21 protein-coding genes are annotated in these 24,857 nt (G+C 48.9%); all 21 read right to left on the minus strand.

Annotated features, from left to right (window positions below; translation table 11 throughout):
- Nucleotides 1-24: 24 nt before the first annotated feature.
- The 21 genes from B5G33_RS15925 to B5G33_RS16015 all read right to left on the minus strand — a co-directional run bounded on the left by B5G33_RS15925 (nt 25) and on the right by B5G33_RS16015 (nt 24,761).
- Entirely contained in the window at nt 25-6,639 is a 6,615-nt protein-coding gene (locus tag B5G33_RS15925; protein WP_330396716.1) for a SpaA isopeptide-forming pilin-related protein, read from the minus strand.
- A 44-nt stretch (nt 6,640-6,683) separates the two neighbouring features.
- Nucleotides 6,684-6,857, minus strand: coding sequence for a hypothetical protein (locus B5G33_RS21745; RefSeq protein ID WP_204247411.1), 174 nt, complete (start codon nt 6,855-6,857; stop codon nt 6,684-6,686).
- Nucleotides 6,858-7,126: 269 nt separating this feature from the next.
- A complete protein-coding gene (locus tag B5G33_RS15930; protein WP_087418326.1) occupies nt 7,127-8,398 on the minus strand; it encodes a hypothetical protein in 1,272 nt (423 codons plus the stop codon).
- A 57-nt stretch (nt 8,399-8,455) separates the two neighbouring features.
- On the minus strand, nt 8,456-9,724 hold the full coding sequence (locus B5G33_RS15935) for an ERF family protein (RefSeq protein ID WP_087418327.1): 1,269 nt from the start codon (nt 9,722-9,724) through the stop codon (nt 8,456-8,458).
- Nucleotides 9,725-9,779: 55 nt separating this feature from the next.
- On the minus strand, nt 9,780-10,487 hold the full coding sequence (locus tag B5G33_RS15940; protein WP_087418328.1) for a hypothetical protein: 708 nt from the start codon (nt 10,485-10,487) through the stop codon (nt 9,780-9,782).
- Nucleotides 10,488-10,499: 12 nt separating this feature from the next.
- Nucleotides 10,500-11,036, minus strand: a complete 537-nt coding sequence (locus B5G33_RS15945) for a hypothetical protein (protein ID WP_242974726.1) — start codon at nt 11,034-11,036, stop codon at nt 10,500-10,502.
- Nucleotides 11,037-11,069: 33 nt separating this feature from the next.
- Nucleotides 11,070-12,188: a hypothetical protein gene (locus B5G33_RS15950; RefSeq protein ID WP_087418329.1), complete on the minus strand. Its 1,119-nt coding sequence runs from the start codon at nt 12,186-12,188 to the stop codon at nt 11,070-11,072.
- Between the two features lie 12 nt (nt 12,189-12,200).
- Entirely contained in the window at nt 12,201-12,326 is a 126-nt protein-coding gene (locus B5G33_RS22235) for a hypothetical protein (RefSeq protein WP_275532829.1), read from the minus strand.
- 372 nt (nt 12,327-12,698) lie between these two features.
- Nucleotides 12,699-12,947, minus strand: coding sequence for a cold shock domain-containing protein (locus tag B5G33_RS15955; RefSeq protein ID WP_087418330.1), 249 nt, complete (start codon nt 12,945-12,947; stop codon nt 12,699-12,701).
- Between the two features lie 74 nt (nt 12,948-13,021).
- Nucleotides 13,022-13,528, minus strand: coding sequence for a hypothetical protein (locus tag B5G33_RS15960; RefSeq protein WP_143276542.1), 507 nt, complete (start codon nt 13,526-13,528; stop codon nt 13,022-13,024).
- Nucleotides 13,485-14,192, minus strand: a complete 708-nt coding sequence (locus tag B5G33_RS15965; protein WP_087418332.1) for a hypothetical protein — start codon at nt 14,190-14,192, stop codon at nt 13,485-13,487. The genes B5G33_RS15960 and B5G33_RS15965 overlap by 44 nt, the downstream gene beginning before the upstream one ends.
- Nucleotides 14,193-14,204: 12 nt before the next feature.
- Nucleotides 14,205-14,876: a hypothetical protein gene (locus B5G33_RS15970; RefSeq protein ID WP_242974727.1), complete on the minus strand. Its 672-nt coding sequence runs from the start codon at nt 14,874-14,876 to the stop codon at nt 14,205-14,207.
- Between the two features lie 10 nt (nt 14,877-14,886).
- On the minus strand, nt 14,887-15,348 hold the full coding sequence (locus B5G33_RS15975; protein WP_087418333.1) for a zinc-finger-containing protein: 462 nt from the start codon (nt 15,346-15,348) through the stop codon (nt 14,887-14,889).
- A 96-nt stretch (nt 15,349-15,444) separates the two neighbouring features.
- Nucleotides 15,445-16,407: an RNA-binding protein gene (locus tag B5G33_RS15980; protein WP_204247412.1), complete on the minus strand. Its 963-nt coding sequence runs from the start codon at nt 16,405-16,407 to the stop codon at nt 15,445-15,447.
- 120 nt (nt 16,408-16,527) lie between these two features.
- Entirely contained in the window at nt 16,528-16,887 is a 360-nt protein-coding gene (locus B5G33_RS15985; protein WP_087418334.1) for a hypothetical protein, read from the minus strand.
- Nucleotides 16,880-18,718, minus strand: coding sequence for a VirD4-like conjugal transfer protein, CD1115 family (locus B5G33_RS15990; RefSeq protein ID WP_334293394.1), 1,839 nt, complete (start codon nt 18,716-18,718; stop codon nt 16,880-16,882). The genes B5G33_RS15985 and B5G33_RS15990 overlap by 8 nt, the downstream gene beginning before the upstream one ends.
- 43 nt (nt 18,719-18,761) lie before the next feature.
- Entirely contained in the window at nt 18,762-19,799 is a 1,038-nt protein-coding gene (locus tag B5G33_RS15995; RefSeq protein ID WP_242974728.1) for a DUF6017 domain-containing protein, read from the minus strand.
- A 34-nt stretch (nt 19,800-19,833) separates the two neighbouring features.
- A complete protein-coding gene (locus B5G33_RS16000) occupies nt 19,834-20,892 on the minus strand; it encodes a hypothetical protein (RefSeq protein ID WP_087418336.1) in 1,059 nt (352 codons plus the stop codon).
- A 148-nt stretch (nt 20,893-21,040) separates the two neighbouring features.
- Complete coding sequence (locus tag B5G33_RS16005; RefSeq protein ID WP_204247413.1) at nt 21,041-21,781, minus strand: DUF6100 family protein; 741 nt, start codon at nt 21,779-21,781, stop codon at nt 21,041-21,043.
- Nucleotides 21,747-22,289 (minus strand): DUF5697 family protein, encoded by a 543-nt coding sequence (locus tag B5G33_RS16010; RefSeq protein ID WP_242974729.1) that lies wholly within the window; start codon nt 22,287-22,289, stop codon nt 21,747-21,749. The genes B5G33_RS16005 and B5G33_RS16010 overlap by 35 nt, the downstream gene beginning before the upstream one ends.
- Before the next feature lie 162 nt (nt 22,290-22,451).
- A complete protein-coding gene (locus B5G33_RS16015; protein WP_242974733.1) occupies nt 22,452-24,761 on the minus strand; it encodes a TraG/VirB4 family ATPase in 2,310 nt (769 codons plus the stop codon).
- Nucleotides 24,762-24,857: the final 96 nt, after the last annotated feature.

Raw genomic sequence — 24,857 nt, forward strand, 5'->3', positions numbered from 1 at the left:
CACGGCAGCCCTGGTTAAGCAATGTTATTTCTTCTTTTTCATATACCAGATCACGCCAGCAATTCCGCCTGCGGAAAGCAGAAGTAAAAGCACTGGGAGCCAGAGATTGGTAGAATCTCCGGTCTTTGGCGTATCCGGGATTTCTTCCTCCGGAACCTTCGTGTTTGTCAGCTCCTTGGTAATGACGATCTCTTCTGTTTTATCATCCACGTACTCAAACAGGATACTGATTTCCTCGCTGCTGCTTTTGTAACCCTCCAGCGCCTTTGTCTCCGTAAGGATGTATTCCGTGGTTTCTTTTAGCTTTCCATTTTTGTAAACGCCGATGGGAAGATCTTCACATACCGCGGTTCCATTGGAATCCGTCTTTAATTCTGCCACGGTTTTCCCGGTTTCCTTATCTTTTAAGATGAACTCAACGCCTTCCAAGGGAAGCTTCGTATCCGCGTCGGTCTTTTTGATCACCAGGGAGCCGGAGGGCCTGGCATCCTTCATTTCCACTTTCTGGATTTCGCCCATATCGGCTATTTCAAATTCCACATCTTCCGCAACCAGATATCCTTCCGGCGCCTGCTCTTCCCGCAGGGTATAAGTGCCAATCGGAAGTTTTTCAATGTAGTGCGGCTCTTTCCCGGAAGTCCACTGTTCTACCACATCCCCGTTCTGGTCTAAGATGCTGAGTTTCGCGCCCGGCACTTCTTTCGAGTCTGTGATATCCGTTTTGCTGATCTGCACTTTTGTGACGTCATCCTCCATCACATGCGTTTGGAGCTCGGCGGTATTTTCCACTGTAAAGGAAATGCTCTCTGCGGTTACATATCCATCTGCCGGTTTGCGTTCCACCATTTTGTAGGTTTTCCCTACGGTAAGCTCTGTGATGATATGGGGTTCTTCCGTGGAGATCCACTCGTCTACCACATTCCCTTCCTCATCCAATACCTGCAGGGAAGCACCCGGCAGCTCCTCTCCGCTTGTCAGATCCTTCTTGCTTAAAGCGATCGAAGTGGGTTCATCTTCAAACGTAAAGGAATACGCTCTTTTTGCCGCTTTCTCATCCTCATATTCGAAAGTAAATTCCTGGGTTTCTTCCAGGTTGACAAACCCATCCGGCGCATACAGCTCCTTCACATAGTAACTGCCGCCCACCGGCAGGTCCGCTACAAACTGGATCTTCCCGTCCTCACCCGTGGTTTTCAGCTCAATGATCGTATCTGCTTCCAGCAAAAGATCGCCGTCTGCGGCAAGGATGTCTTCCGCGGTAAAGAGTCCAAAGATTGCGCCGGCAAGAAGCCGCTCTGTCCCTTTTTCCTTTTTCACGACTTCCACCTGGACGCGCTGCCGGTTATTTTGCCAGCTTTCATCATAGGTGACCACAGGGGTATCCTGGTCGCGGTAGGTAAGGTCTACATATCTTGGTTCCTCGTCTAACACATACCCGTATTCCGTTGCCGCTTCCTTAATATAGTAGCGCCCCAGGGGAAGGTCTTCGATCTGCGCAATCCCGTTCTGGTCCGTTGTAATGGTTGCCACCAGCTCATCCGCCGCATAGTAATCCGGGCTGACGCCGTCCGCCGCTTTGATATCTTCCGCCGCGTATACCTCAAAGGTAACATTGGAAAGGCTGCCGCTAATGTATTCAAACAGATGCTCTACTACGCCCTTGGCGTTATCAAGAAGCGTTACTTTATCCAAAAATTCGCCTTTTTTATTGACGATCAGCTTTGCGGTCGGGACCTCGTCTTCCATCACAACCTTCTGTACCTCTCCGGTATCCAGGACCGTGAAGGAAACCTCTGTTGCTTTCAGATACCCATAGGGAGCAATTTCTTCCCGGAGGGTATAGGTCTCCCCTACGTGAAGACGCCTGATCACATGGGGCTGCCCTTTCTGGGATACCCAAGAATCCACGACCTCCCCGGCCGCATCCAGTACCGTCATAGAGGCGCCGGAAAGCTCCGTGCCGGTGGTAATGTCTGTTTTTGTAAACTCTACCAGCGTGGGCTCATTTTTCTTTACAGCGCTCAATGTAAGGACCGGGATTTCCTGGCCCTGGTAGGAGGCGTCAAATTCCAGGATTTCATCGGAGGAAACGTATCCGTCCGGGGCTGCTTCTTCCTTGACGTAATACTGGCCAAGGGGCAGATCCAGGGTAAAGGCCGCAAATCCGTCCTCCTGGCTTTCCGCTTTTTCAAGCAGGGTATCCGCAGGGACGACTACTTTGCCGTCTGCCTGGATATCTTCTTGATTGTACAGTCCAAACACGGCCCCAGAAAGAGGCGTTTCTGTTTCGGCATCCTGCTTTTGAACAGAGATCTCCACTTTCTGCCGCTCATTCTGGAACAGGACCTCCTGTTCCACCACCGGCGTATTTTGTCCCTCATACGTAAAAAGCACCTCCTGGCTTTCTGTATTTAATACATAGCCTTCCGGTGCCTTTGTCTCCGTAATGCGGTATTTTCCAAGCGGCAGGTTATCCACGGACGCTTCCCCGTTTTCATCCGTTACCACGGTTGCCACAAGGGTATCCTTCTCATACTCCACATGCCGATTGCCCTGTTCATCCACCTGATGGTCCGCCGTGTAGATGGTCTCGGCCGCATAGATTTCAAATTCTGCCCCGGCTAAGGATGCTTCCTTGTACTTGAAATCTTCTCCAAAGGATTCCAAAACCTCCCCGGCTTTTTTGATCACCAGTTTTCCCTTCACCGGATGGTTTTCATAAGATACCGTGATAATCGCGTCATTGCTGATGCTGTCCATTTCGTATGCGGTATTGCTGTCTACCTGGATCTCCACATACTGGGGATTTAGCACATAGCCATCGGGCGCGGTCACTTCCTCAATCCGGTAATTCCCGCAGGGCAGGGCATTTGGAAGGATTAAGTAGCCGCTTTCATCCGTGAAGTAGGATTTATGCACGATTGTGGATGGATAGGTAGTGACCTGTTCCACATATTTTCCCGCATCCAGGTCATATACCTTGAACTCCGTATTGGGAATCAGGACGCTTTGCTTTGTCTCATCATCCTTCTTGACAATCTTTAGCTTTGCCATAAACTCGTCATCCAGGAGCACCCTCCAGGTTTGGGGCTCCGTATTATTTTCCGAAATCGTGACGATAAAATCTCTTACCGGAGTAAAGTTGTGGGGTGTAGTCGTCTCCCTCACCACATAGGTCCCATAGGGGATGGGGATCGAGCAGGCGTATCCTTTCTCATCCGTAAACATCTCAGTCTGTCCATCCGCTGTTAAAACAATCGGCTTGGCTCCTGTGAAATCGTAACTTCCGTCCTCGTTTTTCTTCAGATCGCTCACCAGGTAGGCGGAGAATCCGGCTCCCTTTAAAAGCTCCGCATCCGTCTGTCCGTTATTCGCAGCTTTGATCAGCTGGAAGGGCTGTTTTTTTACTACTTCTGTAGAAGTTACCGTGCGCTCAATGGTTTTTACCAGATCCCCTTCATAGCTGCAGTCCAGATCATACTCCTTCGGGTCTGCCAGATAGCCCACCGGGGGCGTCAGCTCCTTCACATAGTATTTGCCCAGATAAAGTCCAGTGACTTCGGCGTTTCCCGCTTCATCCACCGTGAGGGTTGCCACCTGGGTTCCTTCCTTAAATAATACCCCGGTCTTCCCATCTGGATGCACAATATCTTCTCTGGCAAAAAGGCCGTAGACTGCTCCGGTAAAGACCGCGTCTCCCTGTGGCGTCCCGCCGGTTTCAGCGTCCTTTTTAATCAAGTGTATCGTCGCGTCTACCCGTTCATTAGAAAAAGTATGGGTAAAACTTACCGATGCTTCCTTATCATTTGTGTAAGCAAAAGAAAAGGTATAGATCTCCTCGCTGTTTCGCAGGTAGTTCGCCGGCGCCTGAAGCTCCTTGATGTAATAGTCAGATCCAATCGGCAGGTCAGCCGCGTAGGAAGCGCTTCCACCGGAACCTGTGGTCACCTTTTCGATTAAGGTATCTTTTTTTACCGCGACGGCTCCATCCGCTGTTTTAATGTCGCTTCCGGCATAGAGTCCGTAAATACCTCCGGCCAGTGGTACCTTCGTCTCCTGATCCTGTTTGGTAACGCTCACCGAGGCTTTCTGTCTGCTGTTCGTAAAAGTTACGCTTCCAGTCTGTACCGCTACGTTGGCGCCTGCGTATTCCAGCTTTACCGTCTTGCTCTCGCCCGTGCACACATAGTTCTCAGGCGCCTTTGTCTCCGTAATTGTGTAGCTTCCCAGGTACAGATTTTCCAGTACCGCGCTTCCATCTGCTCCGGTTGTCAGTGCTTCCTTCACAAGGGCCCCTTTGTTGTAAATCAGTTTTCCGCTGGCTGAGATAATATCTTCCGCAGCATACACGTTGTAGATTGCGCCTTTTAACCTCCTCTTTTCGTACCGGAACGTTACGCCGTTATCGGTCACATCCGCCCCGGTGAGAACCTCCCCCTCTTTATAAACCGTCAGGGCAGCTTTCTGCTCCTCATCAAACACCTCCTGTTTGACCGTTCCTCCTGCCACCAGCTCAATGTTATATGACTTGGTATCAAGCAGGTATCCGGCTGGAACATCGATTTCCTTTAAGTATACGGTTCCTGACGCCTGGTCAAGGGTTACGCTGGAAGCTCCTTTTTCATCCGTTGCCGGCATCTGGACAATCAGGTTTTTGCAGGCCTCATCGCTGTAGATCCCGTAAATTGCGCCAGCGATTGCCGTGTTGCTTCCTTTATCCTTCTTGATAATCTCTACTTTGGACTGTTCCACCCAGTTTACCTGGAATTCCACGTATTTCTCGGTCGTCACCCCTTCGCCAAATACCAGAGCCAGATCCTGCATGCCGCTTCCAGTGCTGATTTTATAGGCAGAATAATCTTTGGTGATGCTTCCTTTCATCCTGGTAGACCAGGAAGCTCCAACGTCTGAAGCCTGTGTAAGGGGCGCGGTTAAATAAAACACCGTGCCGCCGCTGATTTCCACGTCCGCTCCTGCCTTACTGGTTTCGCCGGTTGTCTGATTATGGAGTTTCACCCCGTCCGGCAGCTTCATGGTCACTTTTTGAAGTTCATCCGCCCGGAAGGTAATCTCCTTTGTCCTCTGGATCGTTCCGTCAATATAGGCAGTGGTGTTCGCGTCGGAAAACGACATATCCACATCAGGGATATCCGGCTGGGACATACAATAATTGTAAAGCTCCATAGCTAGGGACTGTCCGGTGGAATTCGCGCCGGAAAAAGCGTCCCCGCTTCCATTGGCATAGGCAACGGCAAGATGCGTAATGATAAACTGTTTGCCTGCGGAAAAATCCGGATGCTTTTCTGCAAAGAACCCGTTCTCCCCGGAAGCTTTCGTCCCATAATAGCAGACCTTTGCCAGCTGCCTTCCGTCGCTGAGGCGGGTGATCGTATAAGTGCCGTCCCCAGGGGAGCCTTTCGAGGGCTCCACACAATAGGCCGTAGCAGAAATATCGCCAAACTGTACCGTGTACTTATAGGTCACATAGGAACCAAGCCCATAATCCGCGTAATAGTATGCGCTTCCCCGTGTAACATTTACACTCTGGGTGGACCTTGCCGCCGTATTGACCGCCATAAAGGAGACGGTCTCCCCGGCATCCAGCGCAAGCAGATTGACTTCCTGCTCTACCGCCTGCTCCATGACCTCTCCCAAGGTAAGTCCGCTTTCCTCGTCATAAGTATCCTGCTCTGCTGCCGCTTCCAGCTCCTTATCCAGCTCTTCTTCTGAGAGGATCTCTGTTTCTGTTGCCGTCTCGCTCTCCGCTTCAGAATCTGGCATCCCTTCTGTTTCCGTCCTGGTCTCCTCCACAGGTGCCTGGGTCTCTTCGGTCTGGCCTTCCGTGATGCCCTCCGTACTCTCCGCTTCCGTTCCTGGTTCTGTTTCTGACTCTGCTTCAGATTCTGCTTCCGTGACAGGCGGCTCTGTCTGTGCTTCACTTTCCGCGGTTTCTTCCTGGGCTGGTTCTGTCGCTTCTGTCTGCCCTTCCGTCAGAATGTTTTCGCCGCCCTGTGCCTGATCCGCCTGGCCGGTTCCTTCTGTTTCAGCTGGTGTTTCCATTACAGGCTCTGTGCCTTCCGTAGGAAGCGCTTCTGTGTCAAAAATCCCGTTCGCATTTTCCGGGTCAGGCTCCGAGTCCGATTCCCCTTCTTCTGTTCCACCTGTATCCCCATCGTTTCCCATCTGGCCGCCGGCTCCTGATGTTTCAGACTCCCTGGGTGTTACGGTAATATTCCGCGCCACCAGATAGGCTTCTCCGCTTACGGGAGTTACTTGATAGACGCATTTATAAATGCCGGGAACCTGTACGTCAAACTTGGTGCCGTCTTCTGCTTCTGCCAATTTCAGCTCTGCTGTTTCCCCATCCTTCAGGTTCAGTCCTGTAAAATCCGTTCTGACGTCAAACGTTTCCCCCGCCGTAATCGTCAGAGCCAGATCCGGCGTTGCCTCTATCTCCGAAATAAGCTCCTCTTCGCTTTTCTGTGCCTCGGTTTCCGCCTGGGTCTCGATCCCGGCCTCCAGGTAGATTCCCTCTGTCTCGGCGGATGCTGCATAAGTTCCCGCTGGTAGGAGCGCAGAGCAGCACATAACAACAGCCAGCGCACCCGCAAGCCATCTTTTCCTTGATTTCTTCTCCAAATACGATTTCTCCTTTCATGACTTGATTTGTTACCGGCAGCTTTTTATGCCGGTCCATCCCGTATCCGCATTCCATCTCTCCTTTCCTCTGCCATACATGGGCAGACAAAAAGGACGCCTGCCAGAAGCGTCCCTTTTGTCCGTCCACGTTTTAAATTTTTATAGGTTAAAAAAAGAACTCCCCATTCAGCAACTATGCTTTCAAAGGGAGTTCCCATATCTATACCGTTCTTTTCTGCAGCAAATTATCCGTCTCTCTTCCGGAAATTCACTCTATCCATTCCATTCTTCTACTTTGCAGCGGTGTTTCTTTTTTTGTGGGGATATATGGCCCTGTCACGTTGAAAATTTTAGCCACCGTATCACTCCTTTCCCGCAGCCATTTCCTTTTTGTTATCACGAATACAGGAAATGGGCAAGCGGCTGACTCAGCACGCCAAAAGCATCGGCTCTTGGCATCCGGCTGGCACCTGCCCTTCCCCATCTGTCATGCGGCCTGTGTCCCGAAATGGGTTCGGTTCTGCTCCTCCCACATGATCCAGTCATCGATCCCTTTGTATACTCCGTTCCACATCCCATCGGCATTCGTATCCCAGACCACACGGCTGCACTTTAGATCCAGCTCCCTGCATATTTCGTAGAGCTTAAGGCAGCCCTTACGGATGCAGTCCCGTTTCTGCCGCTTTTTCGGGCACTCGCTCCTGGAAACCGCGAAGTGGTTCCAGGGACACGACCAGCAGGATGCATCATAATCCCTGCCGCATTCCAATGGCATCATCTTTTCCATGTCATAGCATTCATATACCAGTTCTAGGCCCTGACCTTTTAACTGCTCCAATACCTGATACAGCCCTTTGTAATTGGAAACGCCCGGAATTCCGATATACGCCAATCCTGTTTTTTGAGCGGCGATCTCGGCTTTTAAAATTCCTTCCGTCACCCGTACCGTGTTATCCCGGATGCTTCCGGATAAGCCTGCCGGGCTTTTACTGGAGGTTCCACCATCCATCCCGCTGCTGGTAAACCAAAGGTATTTCCGTTTTTTATAGGGATGATCCAATCGGATCTGGAAACCTTTGATTTTCCCATCTACGCTCTTTACCGGGCATAAGTACCCCCGGTTGGACGGATAGAAAGCAGCCTCCCAATCGCCCTGGTAATTCCGATAAAAACCCGGTACGCCTTTTAGGGAATACCCTTTGCCAAGAAGCGCCCTTGCGATCTGCTGGGATTTTCCCGCATCCGTGCTCCGATAGCCGTCCGCTTCCATCCGCATGGCTTCCTCCTGGGACAGTCCCCTCCGGAGTAAATCTTCCCGGTGCTCCGTTCTTAATTCCAGCATGGAGAGCATTTCCCGGTACACCTGATCCAAGTATCCCGCTTTCACACTTGCCGGCTGATCGTCTGGCCGTGCCGGCTTTTTGCGATATGTGCGTTTTTCGATCCGCATTCCCCCGCTTGCATGCCCTAAAAACAGGCGCTCTTTGATCTCATGATACGCCCTTTTGTAACGGTCATATCCGCACATACCGGTCAGGTCTGCGTACAGGGTAAGCATATTTCCTGCAGCGCCGCAATGATAGCAATGGTATACATTTTTCATTTCACCGTCCTTTTGTACGCATAGATTGCACTTTCCTCTTGTATCCCCGCAAAAAGGACACTCCACTCCAAACGCGTCTTCATTACCGCCGCGAAGCCGCCGGATAGACAAAAGAGCCGCCACATCCGCGATGGTAAATGGTATTTCGTATCCCATGCTGATTCCTTCCTTTCCAAAAAGCAAGGCCCCTTTTTTGGGGCCCGCTGATTGCAGTTATGCTGCGTCCTTCATATAAATGTCTGATTCCACTAAAACCTTGGCCGCTGCTTTCATCTTCTGGTTGGCTCCCGCATAAGATTCCGCAAGCCATTTCAGTGCTTTCCTTCCTTCCGGCGTTTCCAGCAATTCTTTCATAGGCCTGCCTCTGTGTACACCAAAATTGCAGATGACCGCTTTTGCTTTTTCCACCTCACTGTCTACCCTTTCCTCTTCCAAATGCAGGTCAAGTTCTGCCTGTCCGTCTTCTTCAAAAGGAATCTGGTCCTCTTCTGTCACGCTCCGGAAACCGTCTGCCAGATCTTCTTCCTCCGAGTTTTTCGTGATGTCTTCATCATCTTCCGCTTCAAAGAATACCATCTCCTCTTCCTCCTCTTCTGAAGCAGAGGGCCGCGTAACCGGTGGTGTGGGTGGTGTGATGGCCCTTGAGGAATGAACCGGCGTCTCTTCCCGCCTGCTTTCCTCTGGTACGGTCTTTCTTCCCTCGTCTGTCTCTTTTTGTTTCTTAGGGCCGTCCATCTTCTCTGCGGTCATCTTCCCCGCATTCTGGCTTTTCCTGTCCTGCTTTTCACTGACCGGCGCAGAAGGCTGTTTCTCCGCGTTTCTTCCTCCTGCGGATACCGCGTTTCCATTGCGGCCATGTGCATCTGGTTTCCCGGAAAAACGATCCTTTGCGTTTCCAAGGCCTTCTTCCAAGTCCGCTTCCACAGGAAAGGCTGTTTCCTTCGTTGTTTTTTGTTCACCAGGATTCTTCTTAGAAGGATTTGCTTTGCTTTTCGGTTCCTCTGCTTTCGCTTCCGGCGGTTCCGTCTGCTTCCCCTTCATATCCGGATCATCGTCTCCGTTCTGCGGGATATTGAACTTGTTTAAAAGGTAATATTTTAATCCATAAGTCATGGCCGTTCCCTTGGCTTTATCCGGCACATCATTCGTCCCTACCAAATGCAGGACGGAATAGCTGCGCTCTTCTGGGTGATCCGCGTTGGTCCAGCAGATTTCAAGGTCTGCCTCATACCTCCACAGGTTCCCTTCCTGCATGAGGAACTGGGCATGTCCGGACGCATCCTGCTGCGTGGGGATTTCCCGCAGGATGTCAAAATCCACGCCGTACTTGTTCAAAGCCGGTGTTAAAAACTGGTTGATGTCATCCAGCTTTACGAAATCGTAATCCACGTCCTCGCTGTAGCGTTTCCGGATAAGGGCAGGGATCTTCTTCCTGATTTTGATCATCTTCTGGTTCAAATTCATATAGCTGTATTTACTCATCGATTCGTTTCCTCCATTTCTTTCTTATTCGCGTTCCATCCTCTCAGGTCGGCCATTATGCAGCTCGCTTCTTGTGTGCGGCGGCTGCTTCCATCTCAGACAGCTCTTCCCGGATGCATCCATAGTAAATCTGTTTCTGGATGATAACGGCGATGCTTTTTTTCAGCCAGTTTTCCGCCGTCTTCCGGACCGTGTTGGTTTCATCGTCCAAATACTGAAGCATAAGAGCATCTGAAAACCCTCCGGGCTCCTCGAACCGGAACCTGGGCTCATAGGCAATATCCCCGGAATGCTTTCCCATCTGAACATACCGTTTTGCTGCCAGACGGATTTGCTGTTTGTCGATCCGTGGCAGGAACTGTTTTACCTGAAAACCGGATTCGGCCATCAGGCGTTCCCGCTCCTGCAAAAGCATCTGCCTTCCAAGGTACGTCACCTTCTCCTCCAGCTCATCCCGAAGGTATTCTTTATCCGGAAAGCAAAATTCCTCTGGTATCCCAAATACCTGATATAAGATCGGAGATACTTCGTAAAGGCATCTGTCCGTGATTCGGAAAATCCCGCAAAGCCTCAGGGTATGGTACTGGATGAAATCCGTTTCCGCGTCATTGCCGCTCCCATAAATCAGAAGCAGGCTGCCGATCATCGCTTTGGCAAATGGCTGGTTGGAAAACCAGCCAACCAGTTCGCCGCCGTAGTTCAGCCACTCATACAATTCCTTGGTCCTGATCCCTTCTAAAATCCAGTCCGGCAGGCTTGCCATCGCGCTCACCTCTCAAATAAAGGGCAGTACGCAGCCCCGTAAGTAAACCCCCGCGTTTTCCAGGAACGAAGACCGATCCAGCTTGGCGGCCCTGACAAACCATTCCAGAAAAAAGCGGGTCAGGTTCTGCTGCAGGGTACGGTGAGAATAAATGGCGTGGTCCAAAAAACTCTGATACTTGTTACCACTGTCTGCGCACAGGTAACATCGCAACAGCCAGGCTGCCTGCTCATCATCGCGGCAGTCCAGTTCGATTTCCGTAGTTCCATCATAGGAAAGCTGGTGCAGCTTGGGTTCCTGCCTTACCTGTCCTATAATGTCATCTGCCAGACGTTTCGACGCCTCATTGCGCGCGTCAAAATAGCAGATTTCGGACAATGCTTTTAACCATGCATAACCAAGATACGTCAGATTTTCACGCACATTGCTTGGCTGGGATGCCAACGCTTCCACCGCCTTATCGTGATGGAGCTGAAAGCTGTTCAGGTAATAGTCCATCCAAGCCACCGCTACCTCTCTTCCGCTGCTTACATTTACCGTTTTTTTCATTGGACTCCTCCCATTGGATGTCCCAGGTGTGGCTTAATACTGCACTTCCCCTGGAATATCAAAATCGATCCATCTTTTTGATACACATTTTGCGATCCGTTCTTCCATCTTCAGCAGGCTCCGCTCGTTTTCACCGTTCTGCCGCGCTATCGACAATGCCTCACAGATTCCGCAGTAAACTTCATAAGCAGTGCAGGCTTCCTCACCAACAGACGCTTTATAACTTTCCACGGTTTCTGCGATCAGTTTTTTACTGAACCCGGTTTTACGCATGACACCTGCCATTGTATTGGCCGGATGCTGGATATGGATATTGCAAAGCCTTAAAACTCCCCGGAGCACCTCCTTATAATAGGTGCAGATCGCTTCTGCGTTCTCCGCGAAATCTTCGATCCCTTTGCAGTTCTTATGGCGTACCTTCATCGCCTCCCCCAGGATAATGGAACGGTTTTCTCCCTGGAGGGAGTAAAAAATATTCGCCCCGGACGCTCCCACATCGGAGGTGGTAATACGCACTGCCGCTTTTAATTTTTCTTCCGTGTATCTCCCGTATTGTGCCAGCAGATCCCGGTAAACTTTCTCCATCCTCTCATCCTGCAGCTCCCATATGGCATTTGCCGTAGAATGATCCGCATACCCAAGCTGGAAATTTGTCTGCTCAAAATCACCATTCAGGTAAGCGGAGGAAACCATATAGACATCCGGCATGGAAAGGATCGAATAATCTCTTTCATCCCCGGATAAGACTGCCCGTACCTTGCCTTCAAATAACCGTAAAAGCGCCTTTCCTTTTGCGACTTTCAGGCATTGATTCAGGATTTGCGCCAAGGTTTTCCGATCTACATCCGCCAGGGCGGTACCGTCAATGCGGGCACGCCCTTTCAGGGTCTTTATGGCTGTAGAGCCAAGCTGGTAAACCCCTCCTGGAAATTTCAGAAGCAGGCCGGTGTGCTGTTTGGTATCCTCCATCATAGATTCCATATCTACCTGCTCCACTGGAGTGCAGCACTCCTCATTGCCGGACGCAACCAGGACTTTCAGGCTCCTGCTTGGCACCCGCACCCATTTTGCACGGGCGTCCACCTCTTCCAAATACTTGTGGAAATCCACTTCCTCACGGAATTCTTTTTCAAAATCATCTTTGTAATACATAAGCCTCCTCCTTTAGGATGGCAGGCTGATACTCTGGATTTTTCCATCTTCCACACAAAATGAATACCCATCCTCTGACATCTCCATCAAAAGCCCGATTTCTAATTCATTGATTTTTTCCCATTTAACCGTTACCATTCGTTTCCTCCTTTGCTTGTTCTTTTTTTCCATGCATACGGGGCTTTGATCCCCTGTCCCTTACCTCCCTTCCGGTTTTTGCGCACAAAAAAAGACACAAAAAGAAGCTTCTCTCTTTGTATCTTCCTATGGATTGCGCTATTCTTTGTTCTTTTAGGGCTTCCACCCAAAAGTATGCTTCCGGAATGCCCGGAACAAAATTAAAATCTCTGCCTGCTAATAGGCGGTAAAGTTTTAATTCAACTTAAGACTACCACAATATATTGTGGTTGTCAAACATATTATTCTATATATTGTGTTATTCTTCAAAAGGATGGGTAAATATGGTGTGGTCCTGCCACACCACATTCCCATCAAAATCGGGGAGGCTCCTTACCCTGGCATCTCTGCTCCGGCTTCCCCTTCTTGTGCAAGCGGTACAATATTCAGCGCCAGCGTCCGTCCGTTCCCATCTTCCCCAACTTCAAACATCACCGGCTGTCCAGAAGACAATTTCCGAAACCCGTCCTGTTTGATCTGGGAAAAATGCGCGAAGTAATCTACGCCTTCCGCATCACTGATGAAACCGTATCCCCTCCTGACACTGAACCATTTTACTGTCCCGTTTACTGTGTTTGCCATATTCACACGCTCCTTTTCTAAATATTTTCGTGCTGTGCGCACGATCAGGGCGGCATGGAGTCGGACCACGCCTCTTACTTCCCATCCCCGGCTTTTTCAAGTCCATAAAAGGAACCAAGGTTTAACGCTGCATCCAGGGTCTTGATCCCAGACAATGCCGTCTCCTGTCTGCTGAAATAGAATCGGTAGGCCATTCCTGCCTGGACTCTTATCTCTTTCCCCAGCAGCAGCTCCGTTTCGGTTCCGTCTGTTTTTGTAATTCTTATTTTTTGAAACCTGCCGGCTGCATTATTTCCCTTTGTCTCCTTGACTGTCCCTTCAATCATCTCATACTTTCCGCTGGATGCGATATGCACAAGCCAGATACTTTTTCCAAAAAACAGCAGGCTTAAAATCACCGTCCAAAAAAGAAATCTAGGGCTTTCCATGACCCTCCCCATGAAGATCCCTAACAGCAGGAAAAATAAAGACAGGATACTCAGTTTGAGTACCCCGTCTTTAAAAGCCACCGGTATATCACATTTTGGTGCACACTTTTTACAGATCCATTCCAGCAGCCGCTGCATATTGTTCCATTTCATCTTTTTCTCTCATCGCCTCCCCTTGAATGCTTTCTATAAACAACTGTTTCTTCCCATAAAGCCGGATCACCTCGGCAAGGAACTCTTTCTGCACGGATGCGCAAAAGGAAACATCCGGTTCTCCCACCAGGGAGGACACTTTCTCTGCCTTGTCCTCCAGCTTTCTTAAATGATAGGCAAGCCTTCCATTCTCCTCTAAAATTTCAACAAGGCGTTTTTCCTTTTCCGTAAACTCCTCCCTCCGAAAAGCTCTCATGGAAAATCGCAGTCCTCTTCCCATTCCAAGGCTGTTGCAGAAAAGCTTAAACCTTTCTGCCGTGGTGATCCTCACACGTACCATGGTTACGCGGCGCATCAGACTCAGGGCTGCTTCCTCTGCAGTTTTTCCTTCACAGGGGCAAATAAGCCCCCTGTTTTCCAGACGCCGGAAACAGTACCGGAATTCTTCCCTGTCAGCCTCTCTGCGTTCTTCTACACCAAAAGCAAGTTTCATAAGTCCCTGTACTCTCTCATAGATCTCGCTTTCTTCACAAATGGCCCATAACAGACTTGTCCAAATCTGTATTTCCATACCGCTTAAAATTTTTTCCTCCTGACCGGTTTTCACATAAAACCGTCCGTCTGCCCCTGAGCACTTTACCCCGATTGCTGTATACCACTTCATAGCAAACTCCTCCTAAAATAATTCCATGATCTCAATAATCTTAGGGATCGCGTAACCTAATACCATACCGGCAGCAATGCAGACCCCGGCATGGGATTTCCTCATGTTCCATACTTTCTGTTTCCTGGTACCGATAATCCTAACCTGGCCTGGTACCATCCACCGCAGTTTCCGGTAAAAATCGGTAAACGTAAGGTTGCCGTACCCAAAGGAACGGACACAGAATATATGCCGCTGCTGCTCCGCATCATCCAAAAGGATAAAGCTTTTCCGTTCGTTATCCTGCTCCCGGAGTACAATATAAAACTCCGGCACACCTCTCCTGCTTCCTTCCACAATCTTTTCGATCTCGTCATAGAAAATACGGCAGGCCTCATAATGTCCGTTTTTTTCCGGTTGACAAACCGCCAGGCTGCTTTCATCCAGCTCCAGGTAACAGTGCTCCGCCTCCATAATTCGTTTGCCGCACCTATGCACCTGCCAGATCAGAAGAACGATGGTTGCGCCAAGCACGCTGCACAGATACGCCAGATCCCAGCACCGCTTTTGGTAGATCAGCAGATACATGCAGACTCCTTCCGCAATACTGCATAATGCCACCGCCAGGCAGCAATGCTCCCGGCGGTCCATCAGCCGGTACACATCATCCTCGGATGCTTTCAGCCTTAAAATAGCCGCAATCAATCACTCCCTTCTATGCCGTATTTTTTCTGTTGCCTGAACCTGGAGCTGACCGCCCCTCAGACCTGCGTGCCAGCAGATACTCTGTACATTCCCGGATGCTTTCATCACATAAATAATCCGAAAACATTCCGATGTGCATATCCTTTTCCCGGAGATTGAGCCGGTTCTGCAGCCAGATATACGCACTGTGCCTTGTCATGTAGCCTTCCTTCCATATGGCATCCAGGGCCCGGTGGGCAAGGATCCTCTTATGGCGAAGGGCACCGTTTGCCAATGTCCCTTTGGGGCGCAGGCTTTCCTTGTGCGCTCCTACATAGGCATCGCACTGTGGATATCCGGAGCATACGTACAGGAAACCTTCCGGATTTAGATTATCGTTTCCGTAAACGTATGCGGTAGGACGGAGCACGGCTTTGCGCCTGCAGTATGGGCAATAAATCGTTTCCTGCCGGTTCTTTTTCTTCCTTGACATTGCACATCCCCCTTTTCGTTTTTGTTCTGGTACCCTGCATTCTAAAGAATCCGTTTTTTCTGTGACAACAGTATTTTCAAAAAAAATTACAAATTTTTATTGGGCCCGCTTGATCAGCCGGGTTATGATCCCCTCCGCGACCTCATAATTATCATTGATACGTGTTGCTACAAATCCGATCTTATCCCGTTTTCCCGGCAGGCTTGGCATATTGCAGGAATGCGCTACCGCATTTACACCGATATCCAGGCGTATAAAATAAGTCCCTTTATATACATCTGTGATCGTACCTGCATATTTTCCCTGCTTGTGACATTTTTTCAGGTTGTCTTTATTTGTGTTTGCCGTTGCGCTTTTCGCATCTACGGATATCGAAATATCCTCCACGGATTTCTGACGGATCTCATTGACGGTTACAAGGACCAGGTCGCCGATCTGGAACTTTTCCGATGCATCCACCATCCATTCCCAAGCCATGTCCCTTGCCCGAACGGAAACTTCAACGCCAAATACTTCCAGCCGGACCGCCTTTGCCGCAACTGCGATCACCCTTGCCTGTACCATACGTCCCGGATACAGCATGGGTTTCTCTCCTTCCTCCGCATAATAAAACGTCTGGCGTTTTTTCAGCATAGCGTCTTTTCTTGATGCCACGACACTTTTGGTCTCTGTGTCCAGATCCTTGATCATAAAGTCAATTTCACAGCCCAGCATATTATTGGCGATCCTGGTCTGGCGGTTCAAAGTATCCGAGTTTTCCCTCCCATCCCCATTCAAATTGATCATCATTTCACTCATTGGGATAATGATACGGAATCCATTGTAATAGGTAATCGCCACAACCCATCCGCTCTCTAATTTTTCCACGCCTCCCAATTCCCCTGTCAGGATTTTCCTGGTCCGGTGCGCGTTTAAAAGCTGGTGCCATCTGGCATCTTCCTGCTCTTCCAGGCTTTCAACCCTTGAATCCACTTCGATTGTCAGCACCCCGTCAAGGGCAGCTCTGGGAACTTCTTTTTCCAAAGCTAAAGTGGTTGCTTCTTTCCTTGCTTCTGCCATATTTCCCCTCCAATCTTTTAATGAAAAAAGGCACAAAAAAAGCCGCTTTTCAATAAGCCGCTTTCATTGGTGCCTTCTTTACGCATATCATTTTATAATAGCCCGAATCGGATGTCAATATCACCGCTGACGCAATCCTGTCGCAGATCCGTCGCAATTTGCTCGCGCCAGTTTTTCCTTCCCGTCTTCAAATTTCAGCTGTGAAAAATATAGATATTTTCCTGCAATCTGTCTGCATATATGATGCTCGGACAGATATGCAAAGTCCGTGCAATCCGGGTTATCCTTTTCCCATCCGCTAAGCTCCAGAAAGGACTGTAAAGAATCATAAACTTCGATGCAGTCCCACGCCAGCTCCAACAGGCCGATATCATCCCCTGGGATGATCATGCCAAATTCCGCAGCTAAAAGATAGCAAAAGCTGTACCGGATCAGGGGATTCTCCTTTAATCCAATCCTTTGAACTCCCAGCTCACTCACTCCTTTCCTGTTGCGAAAACAGGTCTTCGACTTTCAGGATGACCTTTTCGTTTTTCCGGTTCCTTGCTTTCTCTTTCTTTGGCATCTTCGTGTCCACTGCCAGGACGGTTTCCTCCGGCGTTGCCATCTCCTCTTCGGACATTTCTTTTCCTGCCTGCTGCATTGCCTCATTCATCTGCTGCTCTTCTTCCCATTTTTTATACCACCCTGGAATATGTTCCTCGACCTTTTCCATATGAAGTTTCTTTGCATCCGCATGCTCGGTATAGTCCATCTTCCGAAACCGCAGCACATTATGTCCACGTATGATCAGCATTCCCTGATCCAAAGGGTAACGCAGCACTTCGTCCGGAAGCAGGAGCTGGCGTTTTCCCACTGATGTAGATTCGGAATATTCCGGCACATAATCGGTTGCCCGGATGGTATGGTAATTTTTACGCACAGAGGATACGTTCACTGTAATCTCCCCGCTCCTGTCACTGAAATATGTGGCGGTAGTCATGTCATTGCATCCAAGAAAAATAGAAAAATCACATCCGCCAAGGATCTCTTCCCATTGATTGTCTGGATAGCGGTTCTGCAGCTGCGGGATATTCTGGTAAAGAATATTCATCCCAATCCCCCTTGATCTGGCTGTTGCCAGCTTTTTCTTAAAATCCGGGACAACGCCGATGTTGGGGAATTCATCTAAGATAAAGTTCATCGGGATAGGCAGCTTGCGATCCTCTGTTTTGTCCGCAAACCGGACAAGTTTAATACATAGGAAGCTGGTAAACAGCGTTGCTAGCATATCATACGTGGAATCCTGGTCAGATGTAATACAAAAATAGGCGCATTTTTCTTTTCCCGGAAGTGCCAGGTCAATGTCTGTATAGCTGGTAATCTGCTGGACAAGCCGGTTCTGCAGAATCTGGAGCCTTGTCCCCAGTCCCAATACAGCGTTACCCTTTACCTTTTCCGCCTTGGAAAACAGTTGATAAGGACCTTTCGCCGGATGGTTCCCGGGCAGCCTCTCAAAAATCGCGTCAAGAGCTTCCACACTTTTATTCAGCAAAAGCTTATACGCCTCCGGAAAGGTTTTCTGCCCCTCTGGATATTCCTCATACACATATAGACACAGGGCCTTTAGCAGGTCCATTTCCACGTTGTCGTAAAAATGGTCGAATTTATCCGTGGTATTGCGGATCACCACATCACAGAACACATCGATCAATTCCCCTTCATCAATTTCTGCCAGGCAATTCCAGGCGTCAGAATGAATAAGCTGGATCAGGTTCAGCTGCTTAACCGTGTACCCTTCCTCCTTCAAGTATGCGCAGAGATCCTCATACAGTTCTGATTTGGGATCTGTCAGATACATGCTTTCTCCTCGCCTGATACACTGCAGCGCCATAACACGGGCAAACGCCCTGGACTTCATAGACCCCTGTGAACCGCATACGGCAATATTCCTGTTTAACCTTGAGTCTACCGGAAGGCTGATGATTCGCCCAGTATCAAGCTCCTTTCCAAAAATGATCCCCGCCACCGGTTCCGTATCCCGGTCTGTCCTCAGGATTTGGGACAGCTCCTCCTGCTTCATAAAACCAGCTGTACCGTAGGTGCCCTGCTCCGAGATAAGGAAATTTCGTTCATCCTCTTCCCCCTTCCCTTTTCCCCGAAACACGATCAATACAGCAACAGCAAAGAACAGCACGGCGGATGCCGCGGATGCCTGCAGGCCGGACAGCGTCATCACGCCCCGTCTGATACACACAGCCGGATTTAAGATAACATCTGCCTCCGAAAACAGTGTGGATAAAAAGCCTCCAACATAAAAAGCCAAAATCACTCCTCCCACGATAAACAGGAGGAGCTTCCATGCCTTCCACGTTCTACTCTTCTTTACTTTGACTTCCCCCCTTTTTTTCTCCCATATCTTCCATTCCCCAACCGGACTGATGGTACAGATACAGGTTTTTATAATAACAGCCCATGGTGTTGACCGAATTATACAACGCGGTAACCAGTAACGCCCGGATATTCCTGGCTTTCGTTTTATTCCCATCCATACAGTGCAGAACATACTCCACGTGCATTTTGGTCAGCTTAGCATACTGTGCCTTTACCGCCGCCGCTGGTTTGTCCTCTTTGTTGACCCGTATATACTCCGCTGTGGATGTCATAATATCCGTCATGATCCCTAATATTTCATCAATCCGCTCGTCATACGGTTCATCATGCTTCAGCGCTACGTAGTCGATCTGCATTTTTACCAGTTCCCTGGCGCTTTCGATGGATAAGATATTGGATTCTCCGCTGTATTCTTTGTAGGTAATTTCTGTATTTGTCTCCCCGATTTTGGAGAGATCCCTCTCCGTTTTCAGGGAGAGGGGTTCCCCCATTTGGGTGGGATATCTCCCCGATTTCGGTGACACATCCCCCTGAAATCGGGGACACCCCCATCCTGGCTTCTCCGGAGCATGGTTTTCCTGTGTTTCTGGATACGTCAACCTTTCCAGTACGTCAACGTCCAGGCTTAAGAACAGGACATTAGGGATCAGGCGGCCCCCTTTTTCAATCGTTCGGAATACCCTCTGTATCACACCAAGCTTTTCCAGTTCTATCACCGCATTGGTGACATCCCGTTTGGTTAAGCCGAATTGTTCAGAAAACTGCTGGTAACTGCGCTGCAGCATATCCGCATGGAAACGCTTGCGGAACCCAATCAACTGGCCGCTTGCCTCGTCCCTTACCTCAATGGGGCGGTACCAGTAAACAATATCAGCCAAAATAATGATCGCATTTAGGTTCGGCTTGCCTGTCTCCTTGCGGATTGTCTGGTACCAGGCTACCGGGATGATGTTTCCGGTAATCTGCAGCTTTCCCATCCGGTCTACCGCGCTGCATCCGGTCTCAAATGCATTTTTCACAGCAGCACCTCCTGCCGTTGGTTGGACGCCTACGCTACGCGTCCTGACGCAGATACTCACATAGACGCTTCGTGAGTATTGCCTGTATTTTCATCCCCTCCCCAAAATAGTTTTGAAGTGTCTCTTCCTGATAGTCCAGGCAGAACACTGTCCCTTCCTGTTTCCATCCGGCGTCCTGTTTGATCCTGGATAGCTTATGCATTTCCAGTTCCAGACAAAAATAAACGGGATTCCCGTCTGCGTTATATCCGTCACAAACGGAGAATTCCTTATCCCTTTTGCGGGATAAGACGCCTTCCAGAAACCGGTAAAGGCGTCTTCTCTTATCCGTATCACATAAAAGAGCTATCTGTACGCTCGCTTCCTCGCACATGGGAACATAATAATACCGATCATATACATCATCCACCTGAAACAGGTTCTTTTTTACTCCTCCGTCACTTTCCAGTAAATCTATCAGGAATGATGGCGATTCCCCCAGGATAAGCGCATCTGCCCCTTTAAAGCTGCCGGACCGAAGCAACAGTTTCTCCGTCCAGACACGCATGGAGCGTTCCATTTTCTTGGCCCACTTCATTCTCTGCTCCCGCGTGTTATAAACCACATAGGCAGATATCCCGGACAGCAGCACACCACAGGCTCTGGAACCTTTAATCGCATCATTGCCGTTTTTGTATTCCAGACTTCCGTAGTACGCTTCCACCCCGCTGCTTCCAATGCCTCCACCCATTGCAGGCTTTTGGCTTTGGAAAACGCACACACCCGTCTTATAAAAAAAGACCCATACCTCGCTCATCCGATGAAGGCGCTCCCGTTTCCTCAGCTCGCTTTTTACATGGCTTGTTTCTGACGCCCCTTCAAGAAAAAACGCCGTATCCGCCTGATAGTTCTCCAGCAAATACCGTTTACCCTTAGTCCTTAATACATAGCCTCTGCATCCTCCTCCCTTCCGTACTGAAATATACTCCCGCTGCTTCAAGCTGGTAATCAATGCCGCCGCATAGGAATCGGAAGAAACGACCCTGCCTGCCAGCCTGACCGGCAGTTCTCCGGAAATTGCAATCATTATCAGCAGTAAGTCCTGCTTTTTCATAACCAAATCTCCCCTTTCGGTTGAATGCGCGCTTTTGTACCCTATACGTGGAATACCTGGGTAAGATCCCGCCTGCGTTTCTTCTCCGAAGCCGTGAAGTTACCAGCCTTTTTCTCTTCCATCCCCTATCGTATTTTCAGTCTTTGGTTTAAGGACTTTTTTCGATACCCTCCGGCTGATGAAACCTTGACAGCCACGCTGGAAAACAACACGAATCCATGACATAGATCCAAGTTCGGTCTTTCTCCGCCAATCTGGTCACATGGTAGGTATCCACATACAGGCCATTGTCTGACTGCATGAAAAAACCTGCCAATACATCCAGTACATGTTTCTCTTCCAGGTTATCATGATCCCTGACTCTTGCAAGCGGCAATGTCTTGTCATATCTATGCTCAAAACATACGGTACTCTTTTCAAATTCCGGTATGGTTCCCCCGGTTTCCGCTTGTTTCATACACCAGTGCCTGCATGCCGTATATAGGGGTTTGTACAGGTAATCGGTGTAGCTCTCTTTCCTGTGGGGAACCAAAACTGGCAGGGAAACTTTCAAAACGCCTGCGGTATACACAATTTCAATCCCATGGATCAGCACAAGATCCGATTTATAATCTTCATACTTTTCCTCATCCAATGTAACCTCCAAAGCCAGTCTCCTCAGCATTTCCGTCAGCTTTTCGCTACACTTTGAAACCTCCAGTACCATATCGCAATAATTGCTGTACTGCAGGTTCCGTTTCTGCCGGATATATGCATGAAGAAGGCCTCTGGCCTCTGCCAGCAGTTTTTCCGTCCGTCCCGTCATCTCCTGCGCCCGGTCCATCTGCGCTTTCAATTTGCCGAATACGTCCCCCTCACCCGTCAAAGCGGTAATACTCGATTTTCCCATCCTCCTTTACCGTGCAAAAACCAACCGCGTCCGGTATCTGAATGTCTGGGATATACGCAGGGTCATCCACCACAACGATATGCCCGCATCCATCAATCCGCTTTCTGGAAAACAGATGATTCACAAGGCTGACTTCCTCCTGCGAGATGTACAGGATATCGTAAATCTCACCATCCCCTACAAAAATAATACGGACCGGATATTCCTCCGCGGCAGCCAGAAAATGCTGTTCTACCTTTTTCTGCCCCATAATTCCGATCAATGCCCAGACGCTCTGCATCGTACCGTATTCCCGGACACTATAGTATTCTTCGCTGATCGCTGCCAGTTTTAATTCCTGGTTTATGCAGATCTCCCGTTCCTTTTCCAGTGCTTTTAGCGCCCGTCCGACAAACTGTTCCCTTCCGTCCTTTGCAAAATATTCATAGATCTGGCTTTTATAGAGCACGTTATATTTCTGGATTAAATCACGGAGTTCACGTTCCACGGCTCTTTGTTTGTTTTCCATCTGTTTTTGCATCCTTTCTTTCATGATTTTAAGTGTCATAAATGGCGTATTCTATACACCTTCCATGCGCCATTTATGACGGATAACAGGAAAAATACCCTGATTTTTCAATAATGCGTATTAAAAACGTCATTCTATACGTCATAAATGACGCCTCGCTTTTTACGTTTTCTCTTCCCGCCTCCTCCCATAAGCATCTGCCCCATATCTCTGCAGCCTGCTCTTTAACTCTTTAAGATCCCTCCGGTCTGTTGTGATAAGATCCTTTTCCAGTTGGCTTGCCCGAAATTCCACAATCAAATTATTGTTGGTGGTGGATATCAGGCCGCTTCCCCGTTCAAAATGGATGATCGAATTCATCTCGGTCTCAGAAAGATCCAATTCTTCCCGTATCAGCCCTGCCTCTGCATTTTCCATATTCAAAAGGATTTTCGTTTTCGAATTATTCAAAATCCCCCGTCCGAGTTTTCCTCCTTTCAGAGCAAAGAAATCAGCCAGATCCTGCGTAGCACAGACAGCGGCTCCCCCGTAAGCCCGGATGGTCTTAAAAATTTCCAGAAGGTACTCGCCTGCAAGTTCATTGGAAGCCAAAAGCTTCCATGCCTCATCCACAAAAATCGCTTTTTCCACGGTTCGATCCTCTTTTGCCTTCGACCAGACAAAGTCAAGCGCCACAAACATCCCAAGCAATAAATCCCCGGAAAGCTCTGAAATGTCCAGCACCACGTATTTGTTATTCAAGTCCACATTTGTCGTCTGATTGAAACTGGATGCAGATCCATGAACCAGTCGGTTTAAAATATTTGCCATGCGCCTGCATTCCTCTTTCCGCATCAGGACTTCCTGCAAGTCACCTAAAATCGGCATTTTCCGGTAAGCTCCTGGCTTTTCCGGATCTAACAAGCTCTGGTTGTCATGGGTAATCCCTTTTTCCTGGTAAGTGATAACCAATGCCTCATCCAGTAACTGCTTTTCTTCGTAATTCATGTCCGGAATCAACAAACTAAAGAAAATATGGAGGCTTTGAATTTTTAATGCCAGGGCAGAGCGTTCCGCTGCATGTCCGTCCAGGAGATCACTGGTTGCTGTATCCGCCGGGCGGATCTCCATAACATTGATACAGTTCGATGAGGCAGGAGAAATCTGCGCATATACGCCGCCGATATTCGTACATGCCCTGGCAAACTCATGCCCTTTATCCGGCGCGACAATAAACACCTGGATATTTTTCCGCCGCATTCTAAGCGCCATTAACTGCATGGTAAAGGTTTTCCCTGCGCCGGACGTTCCAAGGATTACCATATTCGCATTTTTATAAATCTGTGTGTTAAAGATATCCAAGATCACCAGAGAGCTGTTCGCCTTATTGACGCCCATCATAATGCCATCCTTGTCTGACATTTCATAGGAAGTAAACGGATAACAGGCTGCCACGCCGGAAGTCAGCACATTTCTCTTTGCCTTGGCATATATTTTTTTATCAAGCCCAAGTAACGGAAGGGCTGATAGGAAAGCCTGTTCTTCCCTGAAAAGGCAGCCGGCCGTTCCAATATCCTGGGAGTTTAAAAGCTTCGCCATCTCCTTTGAGCGCCATTCCACTTCCTTTTCGCTATACCCGGTTATGGTAATCAGCGTTGCCATGTAATAAATGTCTTCATTCCCAGTAAGCCCACGCCTCAGATAATATCCGGCACGGATGGATTCATTTAGGTTGTCAAAATCTCTGTTCGTGTCATAAGCGTCTTTGATCTTGGAACGGTTCAGACGGATTCTCCTGCCGATCCTCTCCAAACTCTTCGCCTTGTCCTGCCGGAAGAAAAACACATCCACATCAATCCCTTCGCCCGCATTGATCAAAAGGGAGAGCCAGCCGGCCGGTACCCTTGTCCGGTATTTCTGAGATGGGATAAACAGGTAGGTATGGTATACCCCGTCAATCACTACCGAGTTCCACTTTTTGAAATTTATCGTTTCCGGAGCAAACAGCTCAGTCACCGGAATTTTGGCGATGCTTTCCTTCCCGTTTTCTCTTAGATAGTAGTCTCTTACCTTCCGGATCCGGTCCTCAAGGCTCTCTTTTGTACTGGTTTTCCGGTTCAAGATCTGGTAAAACGTCTCAACCAGGAACCTGGTCTCATTTTCATGTTCCAATACAACGTTCCCGCACAAAGCAAGGTATTTTTTTGCCGTCTGGACAGTGGATTTCATATACAGGTATACATCCCGCTCCTCTGGGTTTTTCCTGCCGTTCTGAGATTGATATTCAAAAACCAGGAAAAACCGCCTGGTAATCGCTTCTTTTGTACCAAGCGTCCGGAGCAGCTCTATATAATCCTCCTGGAGCATTCTGCACCGCTCATCCTTTTCCTGACTGGCTTCTTCCCGGATTTTTTGGATATAGTCCTCGATTTCCGCTTTTTTCGATACGACCTTGATCTGGAACTTTTGGGGTGCAATTTTCAGGTAACTCATATAGGAAAAGATGATATTCCGCTGGTCTGAGGACCTTAACAGAAAGTTGATCGGAAGGACTTCGATCAATTTAACGTAACGGTTGTCTGTCGTTAA

The organism is Blautia sp. An81 (genome assembly GCF_002161285.1).
Lineage (GTDB): Bacteria > Bacillota > Clostridia > Lachnospirales > Lachnospiraceae > Blautia > Blautia ornithocaccae.

What these genes read in the sequence shown, in the direction of transcription:
- B5G33_RS21745 (WP_204247411.1), bottom strand. Translation starts at nt 6,857, where the DNA reads ATGGGAACTCCCTTTGAAAGCATAGTTGCTGAATGGGGAGTTCTTTTT.
- B5G33_RS15930 (WP_087418326.1), bottom strand. Translation starts at nt 8,398, where the DNA reads ATGGGATACGAAATACCATTTACCATCGCGGATGTGGCGGCTCTTTTG.
- B5G33_RS15935 (WP_087418327.1), bottom strand. Translation starts at nt 9,724, where the DNA reads ATGAGTAAATACAGCTATATGAATTTGAACCAGAAGATGATCAAAATC.
- B5G33_RS15940 (WP_087418328.1), bottom strand. Translation starts at nt 10,487, where the DNA reads ATGGCAAGCCTGCCGGACTGGATTTTAGAAGGGATCAGGACCAAGGAA.
- B5G33_RS15945 (WP_242974726.1), bottom strand. Translation starts at nt 11,036, where the DNA reads ATGAAAAAAACGGTAAATGTAAGCAGCGGAAGAGAGGTAGCGGTGGCT.
- B5G33_RS15950 (WP_087418329.1), bottom strand. Translation starts at nt 12,188, where the DNA reads ATGTATTACAAAGATGATTTTGAAAAAGAATTCCGTGAGGAAGTGGAT.
- B5G33_RS22235 (WP_275532829.1), bottom strand. Translation starts at nt 12,326, where the DNA reads ATGGTAACGGTTAAATGGGAAAAAATCAATGAATTAGAAATCGGGCTT.
- B5G33_RS15955 (WP_087418330.1), bottom strand. Translation starts at nt 12,947, where the DNA reads ATGGCAAACACAGTAAACGGGACAGTAAAATGGTTCAGTGTCAGGAGG.
- B5G33_RS15960 (WP_143276542.1), bottom strand. Translation starts at nt 13,528, where the DNA reads ATGAAATGGAACAATATGCAGCGGCTGCTGGAATGGATCTGTAAAAAG.
- B5G33_RS15965 (WP_087418332.1), bottom strand. Translation starts at nt 14,192, where the DNA reads ATGAAGTGGTATACAGCAATCGGGGTAAAGTGCTCAGGGGCAGACGGA.
- B5G33_RS15975 (WP_087418333.1), bottom strand. Translation starts at nt 15,348, where the DNA reads ATGTCAAGGAAGAAAAAGAACCGGCAGGAAACGATTTATTGCCCATAC.
- B5G33_RS15980 (WP_204247412.1), bottom strand. Translation starts at nt 16,407, where the DNA reads ATGGCAGAAGCAAGGAAAGAAGCAACCACTTTAGCTTTGGAAAAAGAA.
- B5G33_RS16000 (WP_087418336.1), bottom strand. Translation starts at nt 20,892, where the DNA reads ATGAAAAAGCAGGACTTACTGCTGATAATGATTGCAATTTCCGGAGAA.
- B5G33_RS16005 (WP_204247413.1), bottom strand. Translation starts at nt 21,781, where the DNA reads ATGGGAAAATCGAGTATTACCGCTTTGACGGGTGAGGGGGACGTATTC.
- B5G33_RS16010 (WP_242974729.1), bottom strand. Translation starts at nt 22,289, where the DNA reads ATGGAAAACAAACAAAGAGCCGTGGAACGTGAACTCCGTGATTTAATC.
- B5G33_RS16015 (WP_242974733.1), bottom strand. Translation starts at nt 24,761, where the DNA reads ATGAGTTACCTGAAAATTGCACCCCAAAAGTTCCAGATCAAGGTCGTA.